The organism is Pseudomonas sp. McL0111, assembly GCF_052567255.1.
In genome coordinates, this window is sequence record NZ_CP199585.1 from 1,499,411 (window position 1) to 1,522,081 (window position 22,671).

A 22,671-nucleotide genomic window follows, 5' to 3' on the forward strand; every position below is an offset into this window, starting at 1 on the left:
CCGGGCGAGCGAGCAAACACACGCGTTGGCCAACCGGTCTGTTGCCGGAAGTGGGGCGATCCTAATCGGGGAAGCTTTCAGCTACCTTTCGCTGGTGAAAGCTTTGAATGAACGGTCAACCGGCCGTCGGATGCGGCTAGAGTCAACAAATTCGGGAATGAGGGGTCCGGGACATGAGTGATTTGCACAATGGAGGCTGCCACTGCGGACATATCCGCTATCAGTTCAGCGGGCCGTTGCATGACATCGCCCACTGCCATTGCTCGATTTGCCGCAAGGTCAGCGGCGGGATCGTCACGACGTGGATCACCGTGCCAGCCGTCAACTTCCAATGGCTGGCCGGGACGCCGGCACGTTATGACTCATCGGCAAGTTGCGCTCGATTCTTTTGCGCCAACTGTGGCGCACAACTGGCGCTAGTGACACTGCTCAGCCCGCAGAGCATTGATCTGACTATCGCCACGCTGGATCACCCGGAGCAGGCGCCGGCCGAGCGGCATATCTGGACCAACAGCCAATTGCCCTGGCTGCATCTGGACGAACACTTGTCGGGCGAACCCGAAGAAACCCTTTGATCAGAAAATAGACAGATCCAGCGGCCGGATCGCGCCCATCCAGATCGCGTGATCCGTGTGATCGAGCAAATCATCGCCGGTGTCCGGGTGCAGAAACACCACCAGACCTTTGCGATTGAGCGCCAGCCACGGCAGCACGTCGCCGATCAACGCAGGGCCGAAGGCCAATTGGCAGCTCCAGTCCGGGTGCGGACCGACCGGGCGCTCGTGGACGCGGCCCATTTTCAGTGGAAACAACTGCGCGGCTTGCTCGCACAAGGCCCGCGCCTGATCGATGGTGCTGGCGTCGAAATACACGTGGGCGTGGTAACCCTTGATCGCTTGCATCTGAATCCCTCTGAATCGATTCGAACCCTCGGTGTTTTCCACCGGTCACACGCCATATAGGCCAACAACATGGAAAACAGCCATGAAAAATGCTGAAACCCCGACGGTGAAAGTGGTGCTCTATGGTGCCATGTCCAGCCTGGGCGCTGCATTGATGGCTGAGATGCTGCGCCGTCAGCACGAAGTCATCGCGATTCTCGACGACCTTACCGCTCTCGCACCGCGTCCGGGGCTGCGCACCAAAAGCGGCGATCTGTTCGATGCCGAACGGGTCAACCAGAGTGTGGCCGGCAGTTCGGCGGTGATCTGTTTATTGGATGCACCGGGGCTGCCGTTCAGCAGCGATCATGTCGAAAGATCCGTGGTGCTCGGACCGGTGGAGCAAGTGCTGGCGGTGGATGCGCTGGTGGACGGTATGCAGGCGGCGGGGGTGGCGCGGTTGTTTGTGGTTGGCGACTTCGCGGTGCTGGACGATCCGGAATTGGCCGACCCGTTGCAGCGTCATGCTGCCGAAGAAATCCGCGAAGCATTGCAGAGCAGTTCGGCGCACTGGACGCTGGTCAATGCGCCGCATGGCGTGGCCGGGCTGACCATCGAGCATTTCAGTCAGGTCGGCGGCAATCTTGAGCCGGGGCTGGCAGAGCCGCTGGAACGGTTGAATCGGGTCGCGGTGGGGATTGCCGATGAGCTGCGGCTGAATCTGCATGTGGGCCAGCATGTGAATTTTGTAGCGGTGTCCAAATAATCAAACGCCGCAGATCCAATGGAGCTGCGGCACGCTGCGATCTTTTGATCTTCAAACCGCAATTGACGGTAACGTCACCCCGCTCAACGATTCAGCACTACTGGCCTGCTCCGCCATCAACCAATCAACAAACTGCTGAATCAACGCCCCACGCCGTTTGCGTTGCGGCAGCACCACGTAGTACCCCAACCGCGACAGCGTCGTTTCAGCAATCGGTCGGCACAACAAACCTTGGGCCAGCAAGTTATCCACAAGGTGCCGCCAGCCAATTGCCACGCCTTGGCCGCCGATCGCCGCTTGAATCAACAGCGTGTAATTGTCGAAACGCAACTGCCCCGGCGCCGGCGGCGTACTGATGCCTAACTCGCGAAACAGTCCGCTCCAGTCAAACCAGTTGCTGCTGTTTTCCCCGCGCAGGTGCAACAGCGGCAATTCCAGCAAGGCCTGAGCACAGAGAGGCGTCGGACGATCCTTGAGCAATTGCGGGCTGCACACCGGGAACACTTCCTCGCTGAACAGCCAATGGCTTTCACCCTGCTTGAAACGCCCGTCGCCAAACAGGATCGCCACATCAATGTCAGTGCGCAGCATGTTGTGATTGCGCTCGCTGGTGACCAGGCTCACGTCCACCTGCGGATTGGCTTCATGGAAGCGGTGCAAACGCGGCATCAGCCAATACGCGGCAAAGGCGAAATCGGTGGCGACCTGCAACACCTCGTGTTGCTGTTGTGCGCTGATCGCGCTTAACCCTGCGTCGATATTCTGCAAACCGAGGGTAACTTGCTCGAACAGGATTGACCCGACCTCGGTCAATTCAATGCCGCGGTAGATACGGTCAAACAGTCGCGTGCCGAGCTGTTCTTCGAGCCGTTTGATCTGCTGACTGATCGCCGGTTGCGTGGTGCCCAACTCGACCGCAGCGGCGGTGAAGCTGCGATGACGGGCCGCCGCGTCGAAGGCACGCAGCAGGTCGAGGGACAGATCGCCAAGGGCTTCATACATAAGCTGTGCTTATCCTAGTCATTGCCGGCCACGGTGTTTACCAGATCCGCTATGGAATCCATGCTCAATCGCAGCACTCTCGCATAAATATTCAACATGGAATGCCGCGATCACATGAAGCGCAAGAACATTCTTTTCATCATGGCCGATCAAATGGCCGCGCCAATGTTGCCGTTCTACGGCCCGTCGCCGATCAAACTGCCGAATCTTTCGCGCCTCGCCGCCCAAGGCGTGGTGTTCGACGCCGCTTATTGCAACAGTCCACTGTGCGCTCCGTCGCGTTTCACTCTGGTCAGCGGCCAGTTGCCGAGCAAGATCGGCGCCTACGACAACGCCGCCGATTTCCCTGCCGATATTCCGACCTACGCCCATTACCTGCGCCGCCTCGGTTACCGCACGGCGCTGTCCGGCAAGATGCACTTCTGCGGCCCGGATCAACTGCACGGCTATGAAGAACGCCTGACCAGCGACATTTACCCGGCCGACTACGGCTGGGCGGTGAACTGGGACGAACCGGATGTGCGCCCGAGTTGGTATCACAATATGTCCTCGGTGCTGCAAGCCGGGCCCTGCGTGCGCACCAACCAGCTCGACTTCGACGAAGAGGTGGTGTTCAAGGCGCAGCAGTATCTGTTCGACCACATCCGCGAGGACGGCGACCAGCCATTCTGCTTGACCGTGTCGATGACTCATCCACACGACCCGTACACAATTCCCAAGGCGTTCTGGGATTTGTACGACGATGCCGATATCCCGCTGCCTACAACGCCCGACCCGCACGAACTCGATCCGCATTCGCAGCGCCTACTCAAGGTGTACGACCTGTGGGACAAGCCACTGCCTGTGGATAAGATTCGTGACGCACGCCGGGCGTATTTCGGCGCGTGCAGTTATATCGACGCCAACGTCGGCAAACTCCTGCAAACGCTGGAAGAAACCGGGCTGATCGACGATACGATCATCGTGTTCTCCGGCGACCATGGCGACATGCTCGGCGAGAAAGGCCTCTGGTACAAAATGCACTGGTTCGAAATGGCCGCACGGGTACCCCTGTTGATAAGTGCTCCCGGCCAGTTCGGCGCCAGCCGTGTCAGCGCTGCGGTGTCCACCGCTGACCTGTTGCCAACCTTCGTCGAACTGGCCGGCGGCACCTTGGAACCGGGCCTGCCGCTGGATGGCCGCTCGCTGGTGCCGCACCTGCAAGGGCAGGGCGGGCATGACGAAGTGTTCGGCGAATACATGGCCGAAGGCACCATCAGCCCGCTGATGATGATCCGTCGCGGCGCCTACAAATTTATTTACAGTGAAGACGACCCTTGCCTACTCTTCGACGTGGATAACGATCCGCGTGAACTGGAAGAACTCAGCCATTCGCCGCAATATCGCCCGCTGTTCGACGATTTTCTCGCCGAAGCGCGGGCCAAATGGGACATCCCGGCGATCACCCGTCAGGTGCTCGCCAGTCAGCGACGCCGTCGGTTTGTCGCCGATGCCCTGACCGTCGGCAAGCTGAAGAGCTGGGATCACCAGCCGCTGGTGGACGCCAGTCAGCAGTACATGCGCAACCACATCGACCTCGATGACCTAGAGCGCAAAGCACGTTATCCACAACCCTGCCAAAACCAATAATGTTAAGGGGAAGTCCATGGTCAAGTTATCCACAGTAGTGACGGTCAGCCTGCTCGCGCTGGGCAGCGCATCGGCATTCGCCGAGCAAAGTTGCGAGACGGTGAAAATGGCCGACCCCGGCTGGAGCGACATCGCCGCGACCAACGCCATCACCGGGTTTCTGTTGGACGGCATGGGCTACAAGGCCAAGGTCGACACGCTTGCGGTGCCCATCACCTTTGGCGGCTTGAAGGACGGCCAGGTCGATGTCTTCCTCGGTAACTGGATGCCGGCGCAGCAGGGCTTCTATGACAAGTTCGTCGCCACCGGTGATGTCACGCAACTGGCGAAGAACCTCGACGGCACCGAGTTCACTTTGGCCGTGCCGGACTACGTGTGGGACGCGGGTGTGCATAACTTTGCTGACCTGAACAAGTTCGCCGACAAGTTCGAGAAGAAGATCTACGGCATCGGCTCCGGCGCGCCGGCGAATATCTCGCTGCAAGACATCATCAAGAAAAACGACTTCGATCTGGGTCAGTGGAAGCTGATCGAATCCAGCGAACAGGCGATGCTCGCCGAAGTTTCGCGGGCGGTGAAGAAGCAGAAGTTCGTGACCTTCCTCGGCTGGACCCCGCACCCGATGAACGTGCAATTGAAGATGCATTACTTGAAGGGCGGCGAGAAATACTTCGGTGACACCGGCAGCGTCTACACCCTGACGCGCAAGGGTTACGCCGAGGCCTGCCCGAATGTGGGTAAATTGCTGACCAATCTTTCGTTCACTCAGGAGATGGAGAACAGCATCATGGCCGAGGTGGTGAACAAGAAGGTCAGTAATGCTGATGCGGTGAAGGCGTGGATCAAAGCTAATCCGGCGGTGCTGGATAAGTGGCTGGATGGCGTGAAGACCTTGGACGGCAAGGAGGCTATGGCTGCCGTCAAAGCCAAACTGTAAGACCTCCCATTTACCTGTGGCGAGGGGATTTATCCCCGTTGGGTCGCGGAGCGACCCCAAAACCTGCACGCACGAAATATCAGATGTACCGCGTGTAACGGTCACGCGACTGCTTCGCAGCCGAACGGGGATAAATACCCTCGCCACAATGACCGCGCTGTCCTGATAGGCTTGCCTGAAAACCCCAATCGCGAGAACCCATGGCCTTCCCCAGCCGCCATTCACTCTTCCCATTCCTGTCCTGGCTGCCCCGGCAGACCCGCGCCAGCGTCGGGCGGGATCTGATCGTTGGGCTCAGCGGTGCAATTCTCGCGCTGCCGCAGTCGATTGCCTACGCGCTGATCGCCGGTCTCCCACCTGAATACGGCCTGTATGCGGCAATCATCCCGGTGTTGATCGCCTGCCTGTGGGGTTCGTCGTGGCATCTGATCTGCGGCCCGACCGCCGCGATTTCGATTGTGCTCTACGCCAGCGTCAGCCCATTGGCCGTGCCGGCTTCGCAGGACTACATCACGCTGATTCTGCTGCTGACCTTGCTCGCCGGGATATTCCAGTGGCTGCTGGGTTTGCTGCGTTTCGGCGCACTGGTGAATTTCGTTTCGCATTCGGTGGTGCTGGGTTTCACCCTCGGCGCAGCGGTGGTGATTGCCATCGGGCAACTGCCGAACTTGCTTGGCCTGGATCTACCAGCCAAAGCCACGGCGCTGGGTAGTCTGATGGATCTGGTCCACCATCTCGGGGCTGTGGATAAACCTTCACTGGCCCTCGGTGTAGCCACGGTGGTGGTCGGTGTGCTGCTGAAACAATTGCTGCCGCGCTGGCCGACGCTGTTGATGACGCTGGTGCTCGGCAGTCTGGTGGTGTGGCTGTGGCCGGCGATGTTCGGCCATGTGCATCTGGTCAGCGCATTTGTCGGACGCTTGCCGCCGTTCAGTGGGTTGCCGCTGGATCTGGATTTGATTCTGCGTCTGCTGCCCAGCGCCGTCGCGGTGGGCATGCTCGGGTTGGTCACCAGCCTGTCGATTGCCCGATCGATTTCTGCCCGTTCGCAGCAATTGCTCGATGCCAATCAGGAAGTTCGCGCACAGGGCCTGTCGAATATCGTCGGAGCGTTTTTTTCCGGCTCGCTGTCCGCCGGATCGTTCACCCGTTCCGGACTGAGTTACGAGGCGGGCGCCTGCTCGCCGCTGGCCGGGGTTTTTTCGGCGATCTGGGTGGCGTTGTTCGCGATTTTCGGCGCGGGGTTGATTGCGCACATTCCGATCCCGGCCATGGCCGGCAGCATTCTGTTGATCGCCTGGGGACTGGTCGATCATCGCGGGATTCGTTCGTTGCTGCGGGTCAGCCGCGCCGAGTTCGTGGTGATGGCGCTGACCTGTCTCGCCACGCTGCTGCTGGAGTTGCAGACGGCGATTTACGCCGGGGTGCTGGCGTCGCTGTTCTTCTATCTCAAACGCACTTCGCAACCACGGGTGCAGCATTGGCGGGATGGTGAGGACGATGTGCTGCGAGTCGGCGGCTCGATCTTTTTCGGCGCCAGCCACTACCTGCAAGTGCGCCTGCAACGGATGCACGGCGCGCGGGTGGTGATCGAGGCGCAGCAGATCAACTTTATCGATTATTCGGGGGTGGAGATGCTGCATCAAGAAGCGCGGCGTCTGCTGCGTCAGGATCGCAGCCTGACCTTGCGCGGGGCCCGGCCGCAGGTGGTGGAGGAGTTGCGGAAGCTTGAAGGGCCGGAGAAATGTCCGATCAGGTTTGAAGACTGATCTGATATCCGCGTCGACTTCAATCGCTGGCAAGCCAGCTCCCACAGGGATTTAGGTGATCCTTGTGGGAGCTGGCTTGCCAGCGATGCTTTTAAACGGCCAGTTGGCGGCGCAGTTCGGCGAGAACCGGCGCCGTATCCGGGCGAACGCCACGCCACAGGAAAAACGCTTCCGCCGCCTGTTCGGCCAGCATGCCCAGGCCATCCATCGACACCGCCGCGCCATGCTCCGTGGCCCAACGGCAGAACGCCGTTGGCTCCTTGCCGTACATCATGTCGTAGCACAGGGTCTTGCCCGGCTCGATCAAACTCGGCGCAATCGGCGGCACGTCGCCGGTGAGGCTGGCAGATGTAGCGTTGATGATCACGTCCACCGGCTCGCGCAACCAGTCGAAACCACTGGCCGACACCGGCCCCAGATCGCTGAACAACTCGGCGAGCAATTCGGCCTTGTCCACCGTGCGGTTGGCGATGATCACCGACGCCGGTTGTTCCGCCAGCAACGGTTCCAGCGCACCGCGCACCGCACCACCGGCGCCGAGCAGCAGAATGCGTTTGCCAGTCAGGCTGAACCCGGCATTCACCGTCAGATCACGCACCAGTCCGGCGCCGTCGGTGTTGTCACCGAGCAAGGAACCATCCGCCAGTTTGCTCAAGGTGTTCACCGCACCGGCCCGTTGCGCCCGGGCGGTCAGGGCATTGGCCAGTCGATAGGCGTCTTCCTTGAACGGCACGGTGACATTGGCGCCGCGACCTTCGCGGAAAAACGCCGTGGCGCAGCCGGCAAAGTCATCGAGCGGCGCCAGCAGCGTGGTGTATTCGAGGCTCTGCCCGGTCTGTTCGGCAAACAGTTTGTGGATCATCGGCGACTTGCTGTGGCCAATCGGGTTACCGAAAACGACGTAACGATCCATCAGATGTCCTCAGGCCTCGGCCAGCCAGTCGCGGTCTTGCAGGAAGTATTCGGTCAGGCGTGCTTCTTCGCTGCCGGGCTCGGCTTTCCAGTCGTAGCCCCAACGCACTTGCGGCGGCAGTGACATCAGGATCGACTCGGTACGCCCGCCCGATTGCAGGCCGAACAGCGTGCCACGGTCGTAAACCAGGTTGAACTCGACATAGCGGCCACGGCGGAACTCCTGGAACTCGCGTTGCTGCGCGGTGAACGCGTCGTGCTTGCGGCGCTGCACGATGGGCAGATACGCGTCGATGTAGGCGTCACCGATAGCGCGCATGAAGGCGAAACTGGTGTCGAAATCCCACTCGTTCAGGTCATCGAAGAACAAGCCGCCGATGCCACGCGGTTCGTGACGATGCTTGATGTGGAAATAGGTGTCGCACCACGCCTTGTAGCGCGGGTACACGTCCGCCCCGAACGGCGCGCAAGCCTGCTCGGCAACACGGTGCCAGTGAATGCAGTCTTCTTCGTTGCCGTAATACGGCGTCAGGTCGAAGCCGCCACCGAACCACCAGACCGGCTCTTCACCTTCCTTCTCGGCGATAAAAAAGCGCACGTTGGCGTGGGAAGTCGGTACATGCGGGTTGTGCGGATGGATCACCAGCGACACGCCGAGGGCTTCGAAACCACGACCGGCCAGTTCCGGACGATGGGCGCTGGCCGACGGTGGCAGACCGCTGCCGAACACGTGGGAAAAGTTCACGCCGCCCTTTTCGATCACCGTGCCGTTTTCGATCACCCGGGTGCGACCGCCACCGCCGGCAGGCCGGGTCCAGGCGTCTTCGACGAAGCGAGCGCCGCCGTCCTCGGTTTCCAGAGCGGCGCAGATGCGCTCTTGCAGGTCGAGCAGATAGGCCTTTACGGCGTCGGTGCGGGTCGTCATGGCATCACCTTGGATCGGGGCATCACTAGGCGGCGCCCCGTGGGCGGGCGACGCAAATGGGCGCGTAGCATACCACCGCAGGCCGGCGCGCCGCAGTTGACGAAGATCAACCAAGGGAGTTGGATAGGGGGCTCACGAAAGCCCCAAGGAGAGCAGGCAGATGGCAAAGCGTATCCAGTTCCGCGCCCACGGCGGTCCCGAAGTACTCGAATATGTTGACTATCAGCCCGCCGCGCCCGGCCCGACTCAAGTGCGCGTGGCCAACAAGGCGATTGGCCTGAACTTCATCGACACCTATTTCCGCAGCGGTCTCTATGCACCGCCAGCCCTGCCATCGGGCCTGGGCGCTGAAGGTGCGGGCATCGTCGATGCGGTGGGCAGCGACGTCAGCCGGTTCAAGGTCGGTGATCGCGTGGCTTATGGCAGCGGCCCGCTGGGTGCCTACAGCGAATTTCACGTTTTGCCTCAGGACAATCTGGTGAAACTGCCGGACGAGATCAGTTTCGAAACCGCTGCCGGCGTCATGCTCAAAGGCCTGACTGTGCAATACCTGCTGCGTCAAACCTATGAACTCAAGGGTGGCGAAACCATTCTGTTCCACGCCGCTGCCGGTGGCGTTGGCTCGCTGGCCTGCCAATGGGCCAAGGCGCTGGGTGTGAAGCTGATCGGCACCGTCAGTTCGAAGGAAAAAGCCGAACTGGCCAAATCCAACGGCGCCTGGGCGACCATCGATTACAGCCACGAAAACGTTGCGCAACGCGTGCTGGAATTGACCGACGGCAAAAAAGTCCCGGTGGTCTATGACGGCGTCGGCAAAGACACCTGGCTGACCTCGCTGGACAGCGTGTCGCCGCGTGGGCTGGTGGTCAGTTTCGGTAATGCGTCGGGTGCGGTGGACGGGGTGAATCTGGGGATTCTTTCGGCCAAAGGTTCGCTGTACGTGACCCGGCCGACGCTGGCGACCTACGCCAACAACGCCGAGAACCTGCAGCGCATGGCGGATGAGCTGTTCGAGATGATCATCAGCGGCAAGATCAAAGTGGATATCAGCCAGCGCTATTCACTGGCGGATGCAGCGAAGGCGCAGACCGAGTTGTCGGCACGACGCACGACAGGGTCGACAATTCTGTTGCCTTGAGGACGCCATCGCTGGCAAGCCAGCTCCCACAGGTTCTGAGTTGTACAGGGAATCCATGTACACCGAAGACCCATGTGGGAGCTGGCTTGCCAGCGATTGGAGCAACTCGGTTTTATGCCGGGCGAACCACTTCGCCGCTCACCAGGTCACGAATCAGGCTCGGGTTCTTGCGCCCACCCAACTCCCCGCCGAGCACCAGATCGATCTGCCCACGGAAATACTGCTCGACCCGCAACCGCGTGCGCGCTGCCGGGCGCCCCTGCGGATTGGCCGATGTCGAAATCAACGGCCCGACCATTGAGCACAAATCCCGCACCTGCGGATGATCGCTCACGCGCAATGCCACGGTTTCATGCACCCCGGTCACCCACTCGGGCAGCAGGCACTGATGCGGCACCAGCCAAGTGTTCGGCCCCGGCCAGGTGCTGGCCATGCGGTCGATCCACTCCTGCGGGAAGTCTTCGAACAGGAAGTCGAACTGGCGGATGTTGTCAGCGACCAGAATCAGCCCCTTGTCCACCGAGCGATTCTTGATCGCCAACAGCCGATCCACCGCTTCTTCGTTCCACGGGTCGCAACCCAGCCCCCAGACGGCTTCGGTTGGATAGGCAATCACCGCCCCGGCGCGAATCTCTCGTGCGGCTTGTTGCACACGCCAACTGTTGACCATGAAAAAACTCTCCACAAACAGGTTTCGCGCAGTTTACCGATCTTCCCCGTAAAACCTAGCTCGTCCTGGCCATCCAGCGACCGTTTTCACACACTGCGCGGCCGTCCATTTCCAGTTCAGTCAGCGCCGCCAACACCCTGGGCAACGCCCAGCCACTGCTGTCGACCAACGCTTCGCTGGTGTGCGGCGCCGCGTGCAGCAGGCGCAACAACAGATGATTGACTGGCGGCGTTTCCATGCATAACGGTAGCTGCTGCCAGCCGCGCAGGCCTTCGAGGATGTGTTCGATGGTTTCCACCAGCACCGCGCCATCACGGATCAACTGGTGACAGCCCTTGGCGCCGGGGTGATGGATCGATCCGGGAATCGCATAGACCTCGCGACCCTGTTCCGCCGCCAGCCGCGCGGTGATCAGCGAGCCACTGGCAACACTGGCCTCAACCACCAGCACGCCGAGGGATAAGCCGCTGATGATCCGGTTGCGGCGCGGGAAGTTGCTGGCGGTCGGTCCGGCGTCCAGTGGAAACTCCGAAACCACCGCGCTGCCCGAGGCAATCATCGCGTCGGCAAGGCGTCTATTGCGCTGTGGATAAAATTTTTCCAGCCCGGTCCCGAGCACCCCGACGGTTTGCCCGCCGACATCCAGCGCCGCCTGATGCGCGGCGGCATCGATGCCCAGCGCCAGACCACTGGTCATGACAAAACCGGCCCCGGCGAGGCTTCGGGAAAACGCGGCAGCGGTGTCCATCCCTGGACGCGAAGCACGACGACTACCGACCATCGCCAGCTGTGGTTTTTCCAGAATCAGTGGGTCACCGGCGACGAACAACAGCGGCGGCGGGTCAGGAATCTGCGCCAGCAACGCCGGGTAATCCGGCTGGTCCCACATCAGCAAATGCTGGCCCGGGCGCTCTAGCCAAGCCAATGCGTGGCTCGCGCCATCGCGCACTTCAGGGCTGCGCCGAGCCTCGGCGCAGCTCGCCGGCAAACCCAGCGAGCGCCAGGCACTGGCCGGCGCGCCGATGGCTTTTGACGCCGAGCCGAAGGCTTCGAGCAATCTGGCAAAACGTTTCGGGCCGATATCCGGCAAGCGGTGCAGGCGCAAACGCGCTTCCAGTTCCGCAGGGGAAACCGGGGTACAGACAGACAGCATCATGGATCATCCTTGATCGTTATAAGGTCCGAACCATTCGGAACAAGCTGTGGATAACTCTGTTGGTAACTTGTTAAGCAAGCTTACGGATTTCGCACCTTGTCGAGAACCGCCAGCGAGCGTGAAGCGTTAAGCACGAGGCCGTAACTGAGTTTTTCGTAAGTGCGGAACACCATCAGCAAACCGGCACGTTCGTCGGGAATTTTCAGCGGTTGGCCGGTGATCCGGTCACGCACGGTTTCGCCGGTTTTCATCACTTCCAGCACGTTGCCTTCGGCCAGACCGTCGCGTCTGCCCTTGTTCAGGGTGACCACGTCCATCACACCGATCTGCGTGACGCCGCGCGGCACGTCGATGATCACTCCATTGATCTGGCTGCTCGGGGCGCTGGGCATGAAAGTCGAATTGATCGAACGTTCTTCGCCGCTGAACAAGCGGTCACCCAGGCGCACTTCCTGGGTGGTGCGTTGCAGGGCGAGGGTGGCGACATCGCCTTCGGTGGCGACGATTTCGCCGCCGCCAATGTCGTCGGCGTTGATCCCGAGGAACTCCTTGGTCTGCGGATCAATGTAGACCTTGCCCTGACGGAAGATGCCGTAGACCGGCTGGTTCGGGTCGAAATGGCCACGGGCGAAGATCCTGTCGCCGGTGCCGCTGAGCACGCGTTCGGCATCGCCGGCGACGATGTACGGCGCCTTGTCGAAGTCCTCGACCTTGTCGACGATGCGGTTGCTCAACAGAAAACTGTTGATCGATTTCAGCGGAATACTCGGAATCGCCTCGGCCACCGGGCTGGTACGAATGCGCGGCGACAGCTTGATGGTGCCGCGAGATTCGCCGCGATTGAGCATCAGCCGTGGCTCGCCGTTGACGTAATTCAGCGACAAGGTGTCGCCGGGATAGATCAGGTTGGGGTTTTCAATCTGCGGATTGGCCTGCCACAACTGTGGCCACTGCCACGGCTGGCGCAGGTATTTGCCGGAAATGTCCCAGAGTGTGTCCCCCGCTACCACCTTGTATTGCTGTGGAAAACCTTCCTTGAGCTGCACTTGCCCGTGCGCCACACCGGCCGAAGCCAGAAGCAGCAGGGCGAGTAGTGATTTCCTCATGCGGTGAATCCCTTTATTATGTGCGTTCGCGTGAAACGCCAGAGCCCCCGTGGCTCGCTCTTTCAAGAAGAGCTACGTTTCACAACGGTAGCCTGCATCCTCGGACCCGCCAGGCCATCGCCCGACTTTACTTCACATGTGCATCAATCAAAGCCTATGGCCATTTTAAACATCCTCGAATTTCCAGACCCGCGCCTGCGCACTATCGCCAAACCTGTGGCCGTAGTGGACGACGAAGTGCGTCAGCTGGTCGATGACATGTTTGAAACAATGTATGAAGCGCCGGGCATCGGCCTCGCCGCGACCCAGGTCGACGTGCATAAACGTATTGTCGTGATGGACCTTTCCGAAGACCGCACCGAACCACGGGTGTTCATCAATCCCGAATTCGAATCGCTGACCGAAGACATGGATCAGTATCAGGAAGGCTGCCTCTCGGTGCCTGGTTTCTACGAAAACGTCGACCGCCCGCAGAAAGTCAAAATCAAAGCGCTGGACCGCGATGGTCAGCCCTACGAACTGATCGCCGAAGGCCTGCTCGCGGTGTGCATCCAGCACGAATGCGACCACCTCAACGGCAAGTTGTTCGTTGATTACCTGTCGCAACTCAAGCGCGACCGGATCAAGAAAAAACTGGAAAAGCAGCACCGCCAGAACGCTTGATGCCCCTCTTCAAAGGCTTGCTGCGGCAAGCCTTTTTCTTTTCAAGATGCTTTGCAACAGAGAGCCCTTCATGACTGAGCCATTGCGCATCGTCTTTGCCGGCACCCCGGAATTCGCCGCCGAACACCTCAAGGCCCTGCTGAGCAGCCCTTACGAGATCGTTGCGGTCTACACCCAACCGGATCGTCCGGCCGGTCGCGGACAAAAACTGATGCCGAGCCCGGTCAAGCAACTGGCGCTGGAAAACAATATCCAGGTGTTGCAGCCGCCAACCCTGCGCAACGAAGACGCTCAGGCTGAACTGGCCGCATTGAAGCCGGACTTGCTGGTGGTGGTCGCCTACGGCCTGATCCTGCCGCAAGTGGTGCTGGATATTCCGCGTCTGGGCTGCATCAACAGCCACGCGTCCCTGCTGCCACGCTGGCGCGGTGCAGCGCCGATCCAGCGTGCCGTCGAACACGGTGATGCCGAAAGCGGCGTGACCGTGATGCGCATGGAGGCCGGTCTCGACACCGGGCCGATGCTACTCAAGGTCGTCACCCCGATCAGCGCCGAAGACACTGGCGGTAGCCTGCACGACCGACTCGCCGAGATGGGCCCGCCAGCCGTGGTGCAAGCGATTGCCGGTCTGGCCGCTGGCACCTTGCAGGGTGAAGTGCAGGACGACAGCCTCGCCACCTACGCGCATAAGCTGAACAAAGACGAAGCGCGCATCGACTGGAGCCGTCCGGCCGTCGAGCTGGAACGTCTGGTGCGTGCCTTCAACCCGTGGCCGATCACCCATAGCACGCTGAATGGCGAAGCACTGAAGGTGCTGGCCGCGACGCTCGCTGACGGCAACGGTGCACCGGGGACGATCCTCGGCGCCAGCAAGGACGGCCTGATCGTCGCTTGCGGCGAACAGGCGCTGTGCCTGACTCGTCTGCAATTGCCCGGCGGCAAGGCGCTGAACTTCAGTGATCTGTTCAACAGCCGTCGCGAGAAATTCGCCGTCGGCACGCTGCTGGGCGCTGCGGTGGACGCGCAATGAATCCGCGTCTGGCCGCCGCCAAGGCACTCGCTGCTGTACTCAGCGGCAAAGCTTCGCTCAACAGCTCGTTACCGACACAACTGGACAAGGTCGAGGATCGCGATCGCGGTTTCACCCAGGATCTGGCGTTCGGCACCGCTCGCTGGCAGCCACGCCTGTCGGCATTGGCGGAGAAACTGTTGCAGAAGCCGTTCAAGGCTGCGGACGCCGATGTCGAGGCGTTGCTGCTGGTCGGTCTCTACCAGTTGCTGTACACCCGTGTGCCGCCGCATGCCGCCATCGGCGAAACCGTCGGTTGCGCCGAAAAGCTGAAAAAGCCTTGGGCCAAGGGTTTGCTCAACGCCGTGCTGCGCAGCGCACAACGCGATAGCGAGGCGATTTTCGCCGAACTGGAACGCGATCCGGTGGTACGCACTGCGCACCCGCGCTGGCTGCAAAAATCCCTGAAGGCTTTCTGGCCGGAACAGTGGGAAGCCATCTGCGAAGCCAACAACGCGCATCCACCGATGATTCTGCGGGTCAACCGCCGTCATCACAGCCGTGACGCCTACCTCGGTTTGCTGACCGACGCCGGCATCGCCGCAACCCCATGCATTTACAGCCGCGACGGCATCATCCTTGAGGCCGCCGCTGACGTGCGCAGCCTGCCGGGCTTTGCCGAAGGCTGGATCAGCGTGCAGGACGAAGCCGCGCAACTCGCGGCCGATCTGCTCGATCTGGCGCCGGGCCAGCGAGTGCTCGACGCCTGCTGCGCGCCGGGTGGCAAGACCTGCCACATCCTCGAAGCCGAACCGGCGCTGGCCGGCGTGGTGGCGGTGGATCTGGAAGCCAAGCGTCTGGTGCGTGTACGCGAGAACCTCGAACGCCTCGGCCTCAGCGCCGAACTGATCGCCGCCGACGGTCGCGAGACCGACAAGTGGTGGGACGGCAAACCGTTCCAGCGCATCCTGCTCGACGCGCCTTGCTCGGCCACCGGCGTCATTCGCCGTCACCCGGACATCAAGCTGACCCGTCAGCCCGATGACATCGTCGCTCTCGCGCAACTGCAAGGCGAACTGCTCGACGCGATGTGGAAGACCCTCGAAGTCGGCGGCATCCTGCTTTACGCGACGTGCTCGACGTTGCCGACCGAAAACACCGAAGTGATCGCCGCGTTCCTCGAACGCACCCCGGGCGCCCGTGAACTGGATCTGGCGACGACCGCCGGGATCAAGCAACCGCATGGTCGCCAATTGCTGGCCCAGCAGGGCGGGCATGACGGGTTCTACTACGCCAAGCTGATCAAGATCGCTGCCGCGCGCGGCTAAATGGATTCAATGGAGTGACTGGATGAAAATCATCATCCTCGGTGCGGGGCAGGTCGGCGGTTCGCTGGCGGAACACCTGGCGAGCGAAGCCAACGACATCACGGTGGTCGACACCGATGGCGAGCGTCTGCGCGATCTCGGTGATCGTCTCGATATCCGCACCGTGCAGGGCCGTGGCTCGCTGCCGTCAGTGCTGCGTCAGGCCGGTGCCGACGACGCCGACATGCTGGTGGCGGTGACCAACAGCGATGAGACCAATATGGTCGCCTGCCAGGTCGCCCACACGCTGTTCCACACCCCGACGAAAATCGCCCGGGTGCGCGAAGCGTCGTACCTCAATCGCGAGGAGCAACTGTTCCAGAACGAAGCGATTCCGGTCGATGTGCTGATCAGCCCCGAGCAAGTGGTCACCAACTACATCAAGCGCCTGATCGAGCATCCGGGCGCGTTGCAGGTGATCGACTTCGCTGAAGGCGCGGCACAACTGGTGGCGGTGCGCGCGTATTACGGCGGGCCGTTGGTCGGACAGCAACTGCGTCAGTTACGCGAACACATGCCGAACGTCGAGACCCGCGTCGCGGCGATTTTCCGCCGTGACCGGCCGATCCTGCCGCAAGGTGACACGGTGATCGAGGCCGATGACGAGGTGTTCTTCATCGCTGCGCGTGAGGACATTCGTGCGGTGATGAGCGAAATGCGCCGCCTCGACGAAACCTACAAACGCATCGTCATTGCCGGTGGCGGGCAGATCGGCGAACGTCTGGCCGAGGCCATCGAAAGCCGTTATCAGGTAAAGATCATCGAAATGAACCCGGCGCGTTGCCGCTATCTCTCGGACACCCTCGACAGCACCGTGGTGTTGCAGGGCAGCGCATCGGATCGCGATCTGTTGATGGAAGAGAACATCGCCGACGCGGACATCTTCCTCGCACTGACCAACGATGACGAAGCCAACATCATGTCGTCGCTGCTCGCCAAACGGCTGGGGGCGAAGAAGGTGATGACGATCATCAACAACCCGGCCTACGTCGATCTGATTCAGGGCGGCGATATCGACATCGCCATCAGCCCGCAACTGGCGACCATCGGCACCTTGCTGGCCCACGTGCGGCGCGGCGATATCGTCAGCGTGCACTCACTGCGCCGGGGCGCGGCGGAAGCCATCGAGGCAATTGCCCACGGTGATGCGAAGTCGAGCAAGGTGATCGGCAAACCGATCGAGAAAATCGGCCTGCCACCGGGCACCACCATCGGCGCGGTGATCCGCAACGAACAAGTGATCATCGCCCACGACGACACGGTGATCGAAGCGGGCGACCATGTGATTTTGTTCCTTGTGGATAAAAAGCATATTCGTGATGTGGAGAAGCTGTTTCATGTGGGTCTCAGCTTCTTCTGATCCGAATTATTTGCCGATCAGACTGGCGCCATCGCGAGCAGGCTCACTCCTACAGGTGAAATGCGTTCCACTGTAGGAGTGAGCCTGCTCGCGATGGCGGTGTCACTCAATTAGATCAATCCCTGACACTCCTCAAGCAAGGAATCCACCAATGCTCGAATCCCTGGAAAAAATGCTCGCCAAGGGTGTGGATAGCTCACTGCTGCGTTTCGGCCTCGGCAAGGGTTATCTCGATCTTGGGGAAAACGCCAAGGCTGCCGAGCATTTCCAGCGTTGTGTCGGCTTCGATCCGAAGTATTCGGCGGCGTGGAAACTGCTGGGCAAGGCGCATCTCGCGCTGGATGACAAAGCCGCCGCACGTCAGGCATGGGAGCAGGGACTGGAAGCCGCCCGCGCCCATGGCGACAAGCAGGCCGAGAAGGAAATGACGGTGTTCCTGAAGAAGCTCGATCGGCAGGCGCCCGAGTCTACAAATAGCGCAGGCTGATGCCCTCGGCGTCCACGGTGACCACTTCCATCCGCACCTTCGGCGCGCCTGTGGGTAAACCCTGAACCTGGCCATAGACCACCGCGCCTTCATGCAACGATGCCAGGCGCGGATGCTGCACATACACCCCGGTCGGTGACAGATTGCGCGTCTGCCCCAGGCATTCGCCGAAGCTGTCGTGGGTGATCTTGATGCGGAATGATTTGCGGTGTTCGGACATCTTCATGCGCCCTTCGGTGAACGTGTTCTGGGGATAACTCGAACGACCGCAGCCAGCGGCGGCGGCGCCTAAAAGTTATCCACAGAGTGTGCCAATTCGATCAATACCAGCGTTCTTCGCCCGGTGGACGCTTCTTGAAGCGCTTCATGCTCCACATGTATTGGCTCGGATATGCCGCAACGTAGCGTTCGACGACCTTGCTCATTGCTGCGCAGGATTCAGCGGTATCGGTGCTGTACATGGCTTGCGGCGCGGCTTCGAGGATCACTTTGTAACCCGAGCCATCCGGCAGACGCAGCGCATGCAGGAACACGCCGACCGCTTTGCCACCGGCCAACATGTTCGGCACGAACTTGCTGGTCAGCGCTTGCGTGGCGAAGAACGGCACGAAGATCCCGGCGGATTCGGCCGGTTCCGGGTCAGCAGGAATACCCACTGCACCACCTTTGCGCACTTCCTTGATCACACTGAGAATGCCTTCCTTGGTCGAGGCGGCGACTTTGTTGCCCAGTTGCACGCGCTGTTTGCGCAGCAAATCATCGACAGCCTTGAGCTTGGGCGGGCGATAGAAAATGATCGGTTTGCACTGGCTGCAATAAAAGTGGTTGAGCACTTCCCAGTTGCCCAGGTGGCTGGTGATGCCAACCACGCCTTTGCCCGAAGCCAGCGCATCCTTGAGGACGTCGAGGCCTTCGACTTCGCGCACCAGATCGATGGAACGCTGCGCCGGCCAGATCCACGCGCAGGCGCTTTCGGTCAGCGACTTGCCGATGTCTTTCAGGCTCTGGCCGACCAGACGCTCACGCTCGGCCGGGTCCATCTGTGGAAAACATTTGGCGAGGTTGATCCGCACCACTTCCCGGGAACGGTTGGGGGTTTTCCACATGATCCAGCCGATGGCCGAACCGACGGCCTGCACGGCCCGCCACGGAAGCAGGGCAAACAGCCGCAGAGCGCCTACCAGCAAGGCGCCTTTAAACTTTTCCACAGGTCACTCCTGATCTTGTGCTGTGCGCGAGGCGGCCATTCTAACCGGCGTTGGTGAGCTGCGCGTAGCGGTCGCAGTCCTGAGTGTGATCCATGACCATGCCCGAGGCCTGCATCAGCGCGTAGCAAATGGTCGGGCCGACAAAGGTGAAGCCGGCCTTTTTCAAGGCTTTGCTCATCGCCAGCGCCTCGGGGGTGATGGCCGGGACTTCACTGCGATCCTTGAAATGATTGATCATCGGTTGATCGTTCACGAACGACCAGAGAAACCCCACCGGGTCCTCCAGCGCCAGCCAGGCCTGGGCATTGCGCCGGGCGGCATTCAGTTTGAGACGGTTGCGGATGATCCCCGGATCGAGCATCAATTCTTCGATTTCCGCATCGCTCATCTGCGCCACACGCTGCACGTCAAAGCCGTACAGCACCTCGCGATAGTGCGCGCGTTTGCGCAGCACGGTGATCCATGACAGCCCGGCCTGGAACCCTTCGAGCAAAAGCAACTCGAACAAACCCTGCGCATCGCGTAGCGGCGTGCCCCACTCCTGATCGTGATAAGCCATGTACAGCGGATCTTCGGTACACCAAAAGCAGCGTGGCATAAGGCTCCAGGGGGTGGAGGTGCGACTGAATCGGGTATACTCCCGCTCTTTAAATCGCAGCCCAAGAAACAGGTGAATTTCGTGAGCCAGCCTACGCCAGCCGTGCGTACCTTCCAAGACTTGATCCTCGCGCTCCAGCAATACTGGGCCGAGCAAGGTTGTGTGGTACTTCAGCCCTACGATATGGAAGTAGGCGCCGGCACTTTCCACACTGCGACATTCCTGCGCGCCATCGGCCCGGAAACCTGGAACGCCGCTTACGTGCAGCCAAGCCGCCGTCCGACTGACGGCCGCTACGGCGAAAACCCGAACCGTCTGCAGCACTACTACCAGTTCCAGGTAGTCCTGAAGCCGAACCCGGACAACTTCCAGGAACTGTACCTGGGCTCCCTCAAGCATGTCGGCCTGGACCCGCTGGTCCACGACATTCGCTTCGTCGAAGACAACTGGGAATCGCCGACCCTCGGCGCCTGGGGTCTGGGCTGGGAAGTCTGGTTGAACGGCATGGAAGTGACGCAGTTCACTTACTTCCAGCAAGCGGGCGGCATCGAGTGCTACCCGGTGACCGGCGAGATCACTTACGGTCTCGAGCGTCTGGCCATGTACCTGCAAGGCGTGGATTCGGTCTACGACCTGGTCTGGGCTGACGGCCCGATGGGCAAAGTCACCTACGGCGATGTGTTCCACCAGAACGAAGTGGAGCAGTCCACTTACAACTTCGAACACGCCAACGTCGAAAAACTGTTCGAACTGTTCGACTTCTATGAAAGCGAAGCCAAGCGCCTGATCGAACTCGACCAGCCGCTGCCATTGCCGAGCTACGAAATGGTCTTGAAGGCTTCGCACACCTTCAACCTGCTGGATGCGCGCCGGGCAATCTCGGTGACTGCGCGTCAGCAATACATTCTGCGCGTTCGCACCCTGGCGCGTTCCGTCGCTCAAGCCTATCTGCTGGCTCGCGCCAAGCTGGGCTTCCCGATGGCGACCCCGGACCTGCGTGACGAAGTACTGGCCAAGCTGGAGGCTGCACAATGAGTGCTCAAGATTTTCTGGTTGAACTGGGCACCGAAGAACTGCCGCCGAAAGCCCTGAACACCCTGGCTGATGCGTTCCTCGCCGGTATCGACAAGGGCCTGCAAGCCGCTGGCCTGAGCTACGAAAGCAAAACCGTCTACGCCGCGCCGCGTCGTCTGGCTGTGCTGATCACTGCGCTGGCCACCCAGCAACCGGATCGCAGCATCAACCTCGACGGCCCGCCACGTCAGGCTGCATTCGATGCAGACGGCAATCCGACTCAAGCAGCACTGGGCTTCGCCAAGAAGTGCGGCGTTGATCTGAGCGAAATCGACCAGAGCGGTCCGAAACTGCGCTACAGCCAGAGCATCGCCGGCAAGCCGACCGCCAGCCTGCTGCCGACCATCGTCGAAGACTCGCTGAACGATCTGCCGATCCCGAAACGCATGCGTTGGGGTGCGCGCAAGGAAGAGTTCGTGCGTCCGACCCAGTGGCTGGTGATGCTGCTCGGTGACCAGGTCATCGATTGCACCATCCTCGCCCAAAAGGCTGGTCGTGACTCCCGTGGTCACCGTTTCCACCACCCGGAAAACGTGCGCATCGGTTCGCCGACCAGCTACCTGTCCGACCTGCGTGCCGCTTATGTTCTGGCCGATGCCAACGAGCGTCGCGAGATCATCAGCAAGCGCACCGAAGAACTCGCTACCCGTCAGGAAGGCACGGCAATCGTTCCGCCGGCGCTGCTCGACGAAGTGACCGCGCTGGTTGAATGGCCGGTGCCGCTGGTGTGCTCGTTCGAGGAACGTTTCCTCGATGTGCCGCAGGAAGCGCTGATCACCACCATGCAGGACAACCAGAAGTATTTCTGCCTGCTGGATGCCGACGGCAAGTTGCTGCCACGTTTCATTACCGTGGCCAACATCGAAAGCAAAGACCCGCAGCAGATCGTCGCCGGTAACGAGAAAGTGGTTCGCCCACGCCTGACCGACGCCGAGTTCTTCTTCAAGCAAGACAAGAAGCAGAAGCTCGAAGACTTCAACCTGCGTCTGCAGAACGTGGTGTTCCAGGAAAAACTCGGCAGCGTCTACGACAAGGCCGAACGTGTTTCGAAACTGGCTGCGTACATCGCCGCACGCATTGGCGGCAACGCCTCGTGGGCTGCCCGTGCAGGCCTGCTGTCGAAGTGCGATCTGGCGACCGAAATGGTCGGCGAGTTCCCGGAGATGCAAGGTGTCGCCGGTTACTACTACGCCCTCAATGACGGCGAGCCGGAAGATGTCGCGCTGGCGCTGAACGAGCAATACATGCCACGCGGTGCCGGTGCTGAACTGCCGGCGACCCTGACCGGTGCAGCTGTCGCTATCGCTGACAAGCTCGACACGCTGGTCGGCATCTTCGGTATCGGCATGCTGCCAACCGGCAGCAAAGACCCGTACGCCCTGCGCCGTGCGGCACTCGGTGTGCTGCGTATCCTGATCGAGAAACAACTGGATCTGGATCTGAACGACGCCGTGGCTTTCGCCGTGAACTCGTTCGGCAGCAAGATCAAGGCTGCCGGTCTCAACGATTCGGTGCTGGAATTCATCTTCGACCGTCTGCGTGCGCGTTACGAAGACGAAGGTGTGGATGTCGCGACCTACCTGTCGGTACGTGCGCTGAAGCCGGGTTCGGCACTGGACTTCGATCAGCGTGTGCAAGCCGTTCAGGCTTTCCGCAAGCTGCCGGAAGCCGCTGCGCTGGCCGCCGTGAACAAGCGTGTATCGAACCTGTTGAGCAAAGTCGAAGGCTCGGTACCGACCGTGGTCGAAGCCAAATACTTCGACAACGCCAACGAGTTCTCGCTGTATTCGGCGATCCAGCAAGCGGATCAGGCAGTTCAGCCAATGGCAGCGGCGCGTCAGTACAACGAATCGCTGGCACGCCTGGCCGCATTGCGCGAGCCGGTGGACGCGTTCTTCGACGCCGTGATGGTCAATGCCGAAGACGCCAACGTGCGGGCCAACCGCTACGCGCTGCTGGCGCGTCTGCGTGGTCTGTTCCTCGGTGTTGCCGACATTTCGCTGCTGGGTTGAGG

Annotated in this window: 23 protein-coding genes; 13 read left to right on the plus strand and 10 right to left on the minus strand. The window is 60.9% G+C overall.

The annotated features are described in order from the left end of the window. The first annotated feature begins 173 nt into the window (after window positions 1–173). On the plus strand, window positions 174–575 hold the full coding sequence (locus ACTWLJ_RS06760; RefSeq protein ID WP_445180312.1) for a GFA family protein: 402 nt from the start codon (window positions 174–176) through the stop codon (window positions 573–575). On the opposite strand, the gene ACTWLJ_RS06765 is transcribed toward ACTWLJ_RS06760, so the two are convergent. Next, window positions 576–902: a DOPA 4,5-dioxygenase family protein gene (locus tag ACTWLJ_RS06765; RefSeq protein WP_445180313.1), complete on the minus strand. Its 327-nt coding sequence runs from the start codon at window positions 900–902 to the stop codon at window positions 576–578. 82 nt (window positions 903–984) lie between these two features. Between ACTWLJ_RS06765 and ACTWLJ_RS06770 the strand changes: the two genes are divergently transcribed. Continuing rightward, entirely contained in the window at window positions 985–1,647 is a 663-nt protein-coding gene (locus ACTWLJ_RS06770; protein WP_445180314.1) for an NAD(P)-dependent oxidoreductase, read from the plus strand. Between the two features lie 51 nt (window positions 1,648–1,698). Here ACTWLJ_RS06770 and ACTWLJ_RS06775 read toward each other — a convergent pair whose 3' ends face one another. Further along, complete coding sequence (locus tag ACTWLJ_RS06775; protein ID WP_445180315.1) at window positions 1,699–2,649, minus strand: choline sulfate utilization transcriptional regulator; 951 nt, start codon at window positions 2,647–2,649, stop codon at window positions 1,699–1,701. A gap of 114 nt (window positions 2,650–2,763) precedes the next feature. Between ACTWLJ_RS06775 and betC the strand changes: the two genes are divergently transcribed. The 3 genes from betC (at window position 2,764) to ACTWLJ_RS06790 (ending at window position 6,984) form a co-directional block, all read left to right on the plus strand. Next, on the plus strand, window positions 2,764–4,278 hold the full coding sequence (gene betC / locus ACTWLJ_RS06780) for a choline-sulfatase (RefSeq protein ID WP_445180316.1): 1,515 nt from the start codon (window positions 2,764–2,766) through the stop codon (window positions 4,276–4,278). A gap of 16 nt (window positions 4,279–4,294) precedes the next feature. Continuing rightward, window positions 4,295–5,215: a choline ABC transporter substrate-binding protein gene (choX, locus tag ACTWLJ_RS06785; RefSeq protein WP_445180317.1), complete on the plus strand. Its 921-nt coding sequence runs from the start codon at window positions 4,295–4,297 to the stop codon at window positions 5,213–5,215. Between the two features lie 200 nt (window positions 5,216–5,415). Beyond that, a complete protein-coding gene (locus ACTWLJ_RS06790; RefSeq protein ID WP_445180318.1) occupies window positions 5,416–6,984 on the plus strand; it encodes a SulP family inorganic anion transporter in 1,569 nt (522 codons plus the stop codon). Window positions 6,985–7,075: 91 nt separating this feature from the next. Here the strand turns inward: ACTWLJ_RS06790 and aroE are convergent, their stop codons facing one another. Beyond that, window positions 7,076–7,897 (minus strand): shikimate dehydrogenase, encoded by an 822-nt coding sequence (aroE, locus tag ACTWLJ_RS06795; protein ID WP_445180319.1) that lies wholly within the window; start codon window positions 7,895–7,897, stop codon window positions 7,076–7,078. Between the two features lie 9 nt (window positions 7,898–7,906). Further along, window positions 7,907–8,821 (minus strand): oxygen-dependent coproporphyrinogen oxidase, encoded by a 915-nt coding sequence (gene hemF / locus ACTWLJ_RS06800; RefSeq protein WP_445180320.1) that lies wholly within the window; start codon window positions 8,819–8,821, stop codon window positions 7,907–7,909. Window positions 8,822–8,981: 160 nt separating this feature from the next. On the opposite strand from hemF, the gene ACTWLJ_RS06805 reads away from it, so the two are divergent. Then, the gene (locus ACTWLJ_RS06805) at window positions 8,982–9,959 is read left to right on the plus strand and encodes an NADPH:quinone reductase (RefSeq protein ID WP_445180321.1); all 978 of its coding nucleotides are present in this window, start codon (window positions 8,982–8,984) and stop codon (window positions 9,957–9,959) included. Window positions 9,960–10,071: 112 nt separating this feature from the next. Here the strand turns inward: ACTWLJ_RS06805 and ACTWLJ_RS06810 are convergent, their stop codons facing one another. The 3 genes from ACTWLJ_RS06810 to ACTWLJ_RS06820 all read right to left on the minus strand — a co-directional run bounded on the left by ACTWLJ_RS06810 (window position 10,072) and on the right by ACTWLJ_RS06820 (window position 12,891). Beyond that, a complete protein-coding gene (locus ACTWLJ_RS06810; protein ID WP_445180322.1) occupies window positions 10,072–10,629 on the minus strand; it encodes an L-threonylcarbamoyladenylate synthase in 558 nt (185 codons plus the stop codon). A 55-nt stretch (window positions 10,630–10,684) separates the two neighbouring features. Next, window positions 10,685–11,785, minus strand: coding sequence for a DNA-processing protein DprA (gene dprA, locus ACTWLJ_RS06815; RefSeq protein ID WP_445180323.1), 1,101 nt, complete (start codon window positions 11,783–11,785; stop codon window positions 10,685–10,687). A gap of 80 nt (window positions 11,786–11,865) precedes the next feature. Next, a complete protein-coding gene (locus ACTWLJ_RS06820; RefSeq protein WP_445180324.1) occupies window positions 11,866–12,891 on the minus strand; it encodes a LysM peptidoglycan-binding domain-containing protein in 1,026 nt (341 codons plus the stop codon). Between the two features lie 156 nt (window positions 12,892–13,047). Here ACTWLJ_RS06820 and def point away from each other — a divergent pair, with 156 nt between their 5' ends. The 5 genes from def to ACTWLJ_RS06845 all read left to right on the plus strand — a co-directional run bounded on the left by def (window position 13,048) and on the right by ACTWLJ_RS06845 (window position 17,777). After that, a complete protein-coding gene (def, locus tag ACTWLJ_RS06825; protein WP_401219248.1) occupies window positions 13,048–13,554 on the plus strand; it encodes a peptide deformylase in 507 nt (168 codons plus the stop codon). A gap of 70 nt (window positions 13,555–13,624) precedes the next feature. Then, complete coding sequence (gene fmt, locus ACTWLJ_RS06830; RefSeq protein WP_401219251.1) at window positions 13,625–14,584, plus strand: methionyl-tRNA formyltransferase; 960 nt, start codon at window positions 13,625–13,627, stop codon at window positions 14,582–14,584. Beyond that, on the plus strand, window positions 14,581–15,891 hold the full coding sequence (gene rsmB / locus ACTWLJ_RS06835; protein ID WP_445180325.1) for a 16S rRNA (cytosine(967)-C(5))-methyltransferase RsmB: 1,311 nt from the start codon (window positions 14,581–14,583) through the stop codon (window positions 15,889–15,891). The genes fmt and rsmB overlap by 4 nt, the downstream gene beginning before the upstream one ends. 22 nt (window positions 15,892–15,913) lie before the next feature. Further along, window positions 15,914–17,290, plus strand: coding sequence for a Trk system potassium transporter TrkA (trkA, locus tag ACTWLJ_RS06840; protein ID WP_401219257.1), 1,377 nt, complete (start codon window positions 15,914–15,916; stop codon window positions 17,288–17,290). Window positions 17,291–17,441: 151 nt separating this feature from the next. Further along, on the plus strand, window positions 17,442–17,777 hold the full coding sequence (locus tag ACTWLJ_RS06845) for a hypothetical protein (RefSeq protein ID WP_445180326.1): 336 nt from the start codon (window positions 17,442–17,444) through the stop codon (window positions 17,775–17,777). Here ACTWLJ_RS06845 and ACTWLJ_RS06850 read toward each other — a convergent pair. From ACTWLJ_RS06850 to ACTWLJ_RS06860, 3 genes are all read right to left on the minus strand, one after another. Beyond that, a complete protein-coding gene (locus tag ACTWLJ_RS06850) occupies window positions 17,758–17,997 on the minus strand; it encodes a PilZ domain-containing protein (protein WP_445181327.1) in 240 nt (79 codons plus the stop codon). The two genes, ACTWLJ_RS06845 and ACTWLJ_RS06850, sit on opposite strands and share 20 nt — an antisense overlap. A gap of 100 nt (window positions 17,998–18,097) precedes the next feature. Continuing rightward, window positions 18,098–18,985, minus strand: coding sequence for a lysophospholipid acyltransferase (locus tag ACTWLJ_RS06855; RefSeq protein WP_445180327.1), 888 nt, complete (start codon window positions 18,983–18,985; stop codon window positions 18,098–18,100). Between the two features lie 40 nt (window positions 18,986–19,025). Beyond that, entirely contained in the window at window positions 19,026–19,583 is a 558-nt protein-coding gene (locus ACTWLJ_RS06860) for a DNA-3-methyladenine glycosylase I (RefSeq protein WP_445180328.1), read from the minus strand. A gap of 81 nt (window positions 19,584–19,664) precedes the next feature. Here ACTWLJ_RS06860 and glyQ point away from each other — a divergent pair, with 81 nt between their 5' ends. Continuing rightward, window positions 19,665–20,618: a glycine--tRNA ligase subunit alpha gene (glyQ, locus tag ACTWLJ_RS06865; RefSeq protein ID WP_008155694.1), complete on the plus strand. Its 954-nt coding sequence runs from the start codon at window positions 19,665–19,667 to the stop codon at window positions 20,616–20,618. Further along, window positions 20,615–22,669: a glycine--tRNA ligase subunit beta gene (gene glyS, locus ACTWLJ_RS06870; protein ID WP_445180329.1), complete on the plus strand. Its 2,055-nt coding sequence runs from the start codon at window positions 20,615–20,617 to the stop codon at window positions 22,667–22,669. Before glyQ ends, glyS begins: the two co-directional genes overlap by 4 nt. Window positions 22,670–22,671: the final 2 nt, after the last annotated feature.

Excerpts from the sequence above, each read along its gene's own strand:
- ACTWLJ_RS06760 (WP_445180312.1), top strand. The coding sequence starts at position 174 with ATGAGTGATTTGCACAATGGAGGCTGCCACTGCGGACATATCCGCTAT.
- ACTWLJ_RS06765 (WP_445180313.1), bottom strand. The coding sequence starts at position 902 with ATGCAAGCGATCAAGGGTTACCACGCCCACGTGTATTTCGACGCCAGC.
- ACTWLJ_RS06770 (WP_445180314.1), top strand. The coding sequence starts at position 985 with ATGAAAAATGCTGAAACCCCGACGGTGAAAGTGGTGCTCTATGGTGCC.
- ACTWLJ_RS06775 (WP_445180315.1), bottom strand. The coding sequence starts at position 2,649 with ATGTATGAAGCCCTTGGCGATCTGTCCCTCGACCTGCTGCGTGCCTTC.
- betC (WP_445180316.1), top strand. The coding sequence starts at position 2,764 with ATGAAGCGCAAGAACATTCTTTTCATCATGGCCGATCAAATGGCCGCG.
- choX (WP_445180317.1), top strand. The coding sequence starts at position 4,295 with ATGGTCAAGTTATCCACAGTAGTGACGGTCAGCCTGCTCGCGCTGGGC.
- ACTWLJ_RS06790 (WP_445180318.1), top strand. The coding sequence starts at position 5,416 with ATGGCCTTCCCCAGCCGCCATTCACTCTTCCCATTCCTGTCCTGGCTG.
- aroE (WP_445180319.1), bottom strand. The coding sequence starts at position 7,897 with ATGGATCGTTACGTCGTTTTCGGTAACCCGATTGGCCACAGCAAGTCG.
- hemF (WP_445180320.1), bottom strand. The coding sequence starts at position 8,821 with ATGACGACCCGCACCGACGCCGTAAAGGCCTATCTGCTCGACCTGCAA.
- ACTWLJ_RS06805 (WP_445180321.1), top strand. The coding sequence starts at position 8,982 with ATGGCAAAGCGTATCCAGTTCCGCGCCCACGGCGGTCCCGAAGTACTC.
- ACTWLJ_RS06810 (WP_445180322.1), bottom strand. The coding sequence starts at position 10,629 with ATGGTCAACAGTTGGCGTGTGCAACAAGCCGCACGAGAGATTCGCGCC.
- dprA (WP_445180323.1), bottom strand. The coding sequence starts at position 11,785 with ATGATGCTGTCTGTCTGTACCCCGGTTTCCCCTGCGGAACTGGAAGCG.
- ACTWLJ_RS06820 (WP_445180324.1), bottom strand. The coding sequence starts at position 12,891 with ATGAGGAAATCACTACTCGCCCTGCTGCTTCTGGCTTCGGCCGGTGTG.
- def (WP_401219248.1), top strand. The coding sequence starts at position 13,048 with ATGGCCATTTTAAACATCCTCGAATTTCCAGACCCGCGCCTGCGCACT.
- fmt (WP_401219251.1), top strand. The coding sequence starts at position 13,625 with ATGACTGAGCCATTGCGCATCGTCTTTGCCGGCACCCCGGAATTCGCC.
- rsmB (WP_445180325.1), top strand. The coding sequence starts at position 14,581 with ATGAATCCGCGTCTGGCCGCCGCCAAGGCACTCGCTGCTGTACTCAGC.
- trkA (WP_401219257.1), top strand. The coding sequence starts at position 15,914 with ATGAAAATCATCATCCTCGGTGCGGGGCAGGTCGGCGGTTCGCTGGCG.
- ACTWLJ_RS06845 (WP_445180326.1), top strand. The coding sequence starts at position 17,442 with ATGCTCGAATCCCTGGAAAAAATGCTCGCCAAGGGTGTGGATAGCTCA.
- ACTWLJ_RS06850 (WP_445181327.1), bottom strand. The coding sequence starts at position 17,997 with ATGTCCGAACACCGCAAATCATTCCGCATCAAGATCACCCACGACAGC.
- ACTWLJ_RS06860 (WP_445180328.1), bottom strand. The coding sequence starts at position 19,583 with ATGCCACGCTGCTTTTGGTGTACCGAAGATCCGCTGTACATGGCTTAT.
- glyS (WP_445180329.1), top strand. The coding sequence starts at position 20,615 with ATGAGTGCTCAAGATTTTCTGGTTGAACTGGGCACCGAAGAACTGCCG.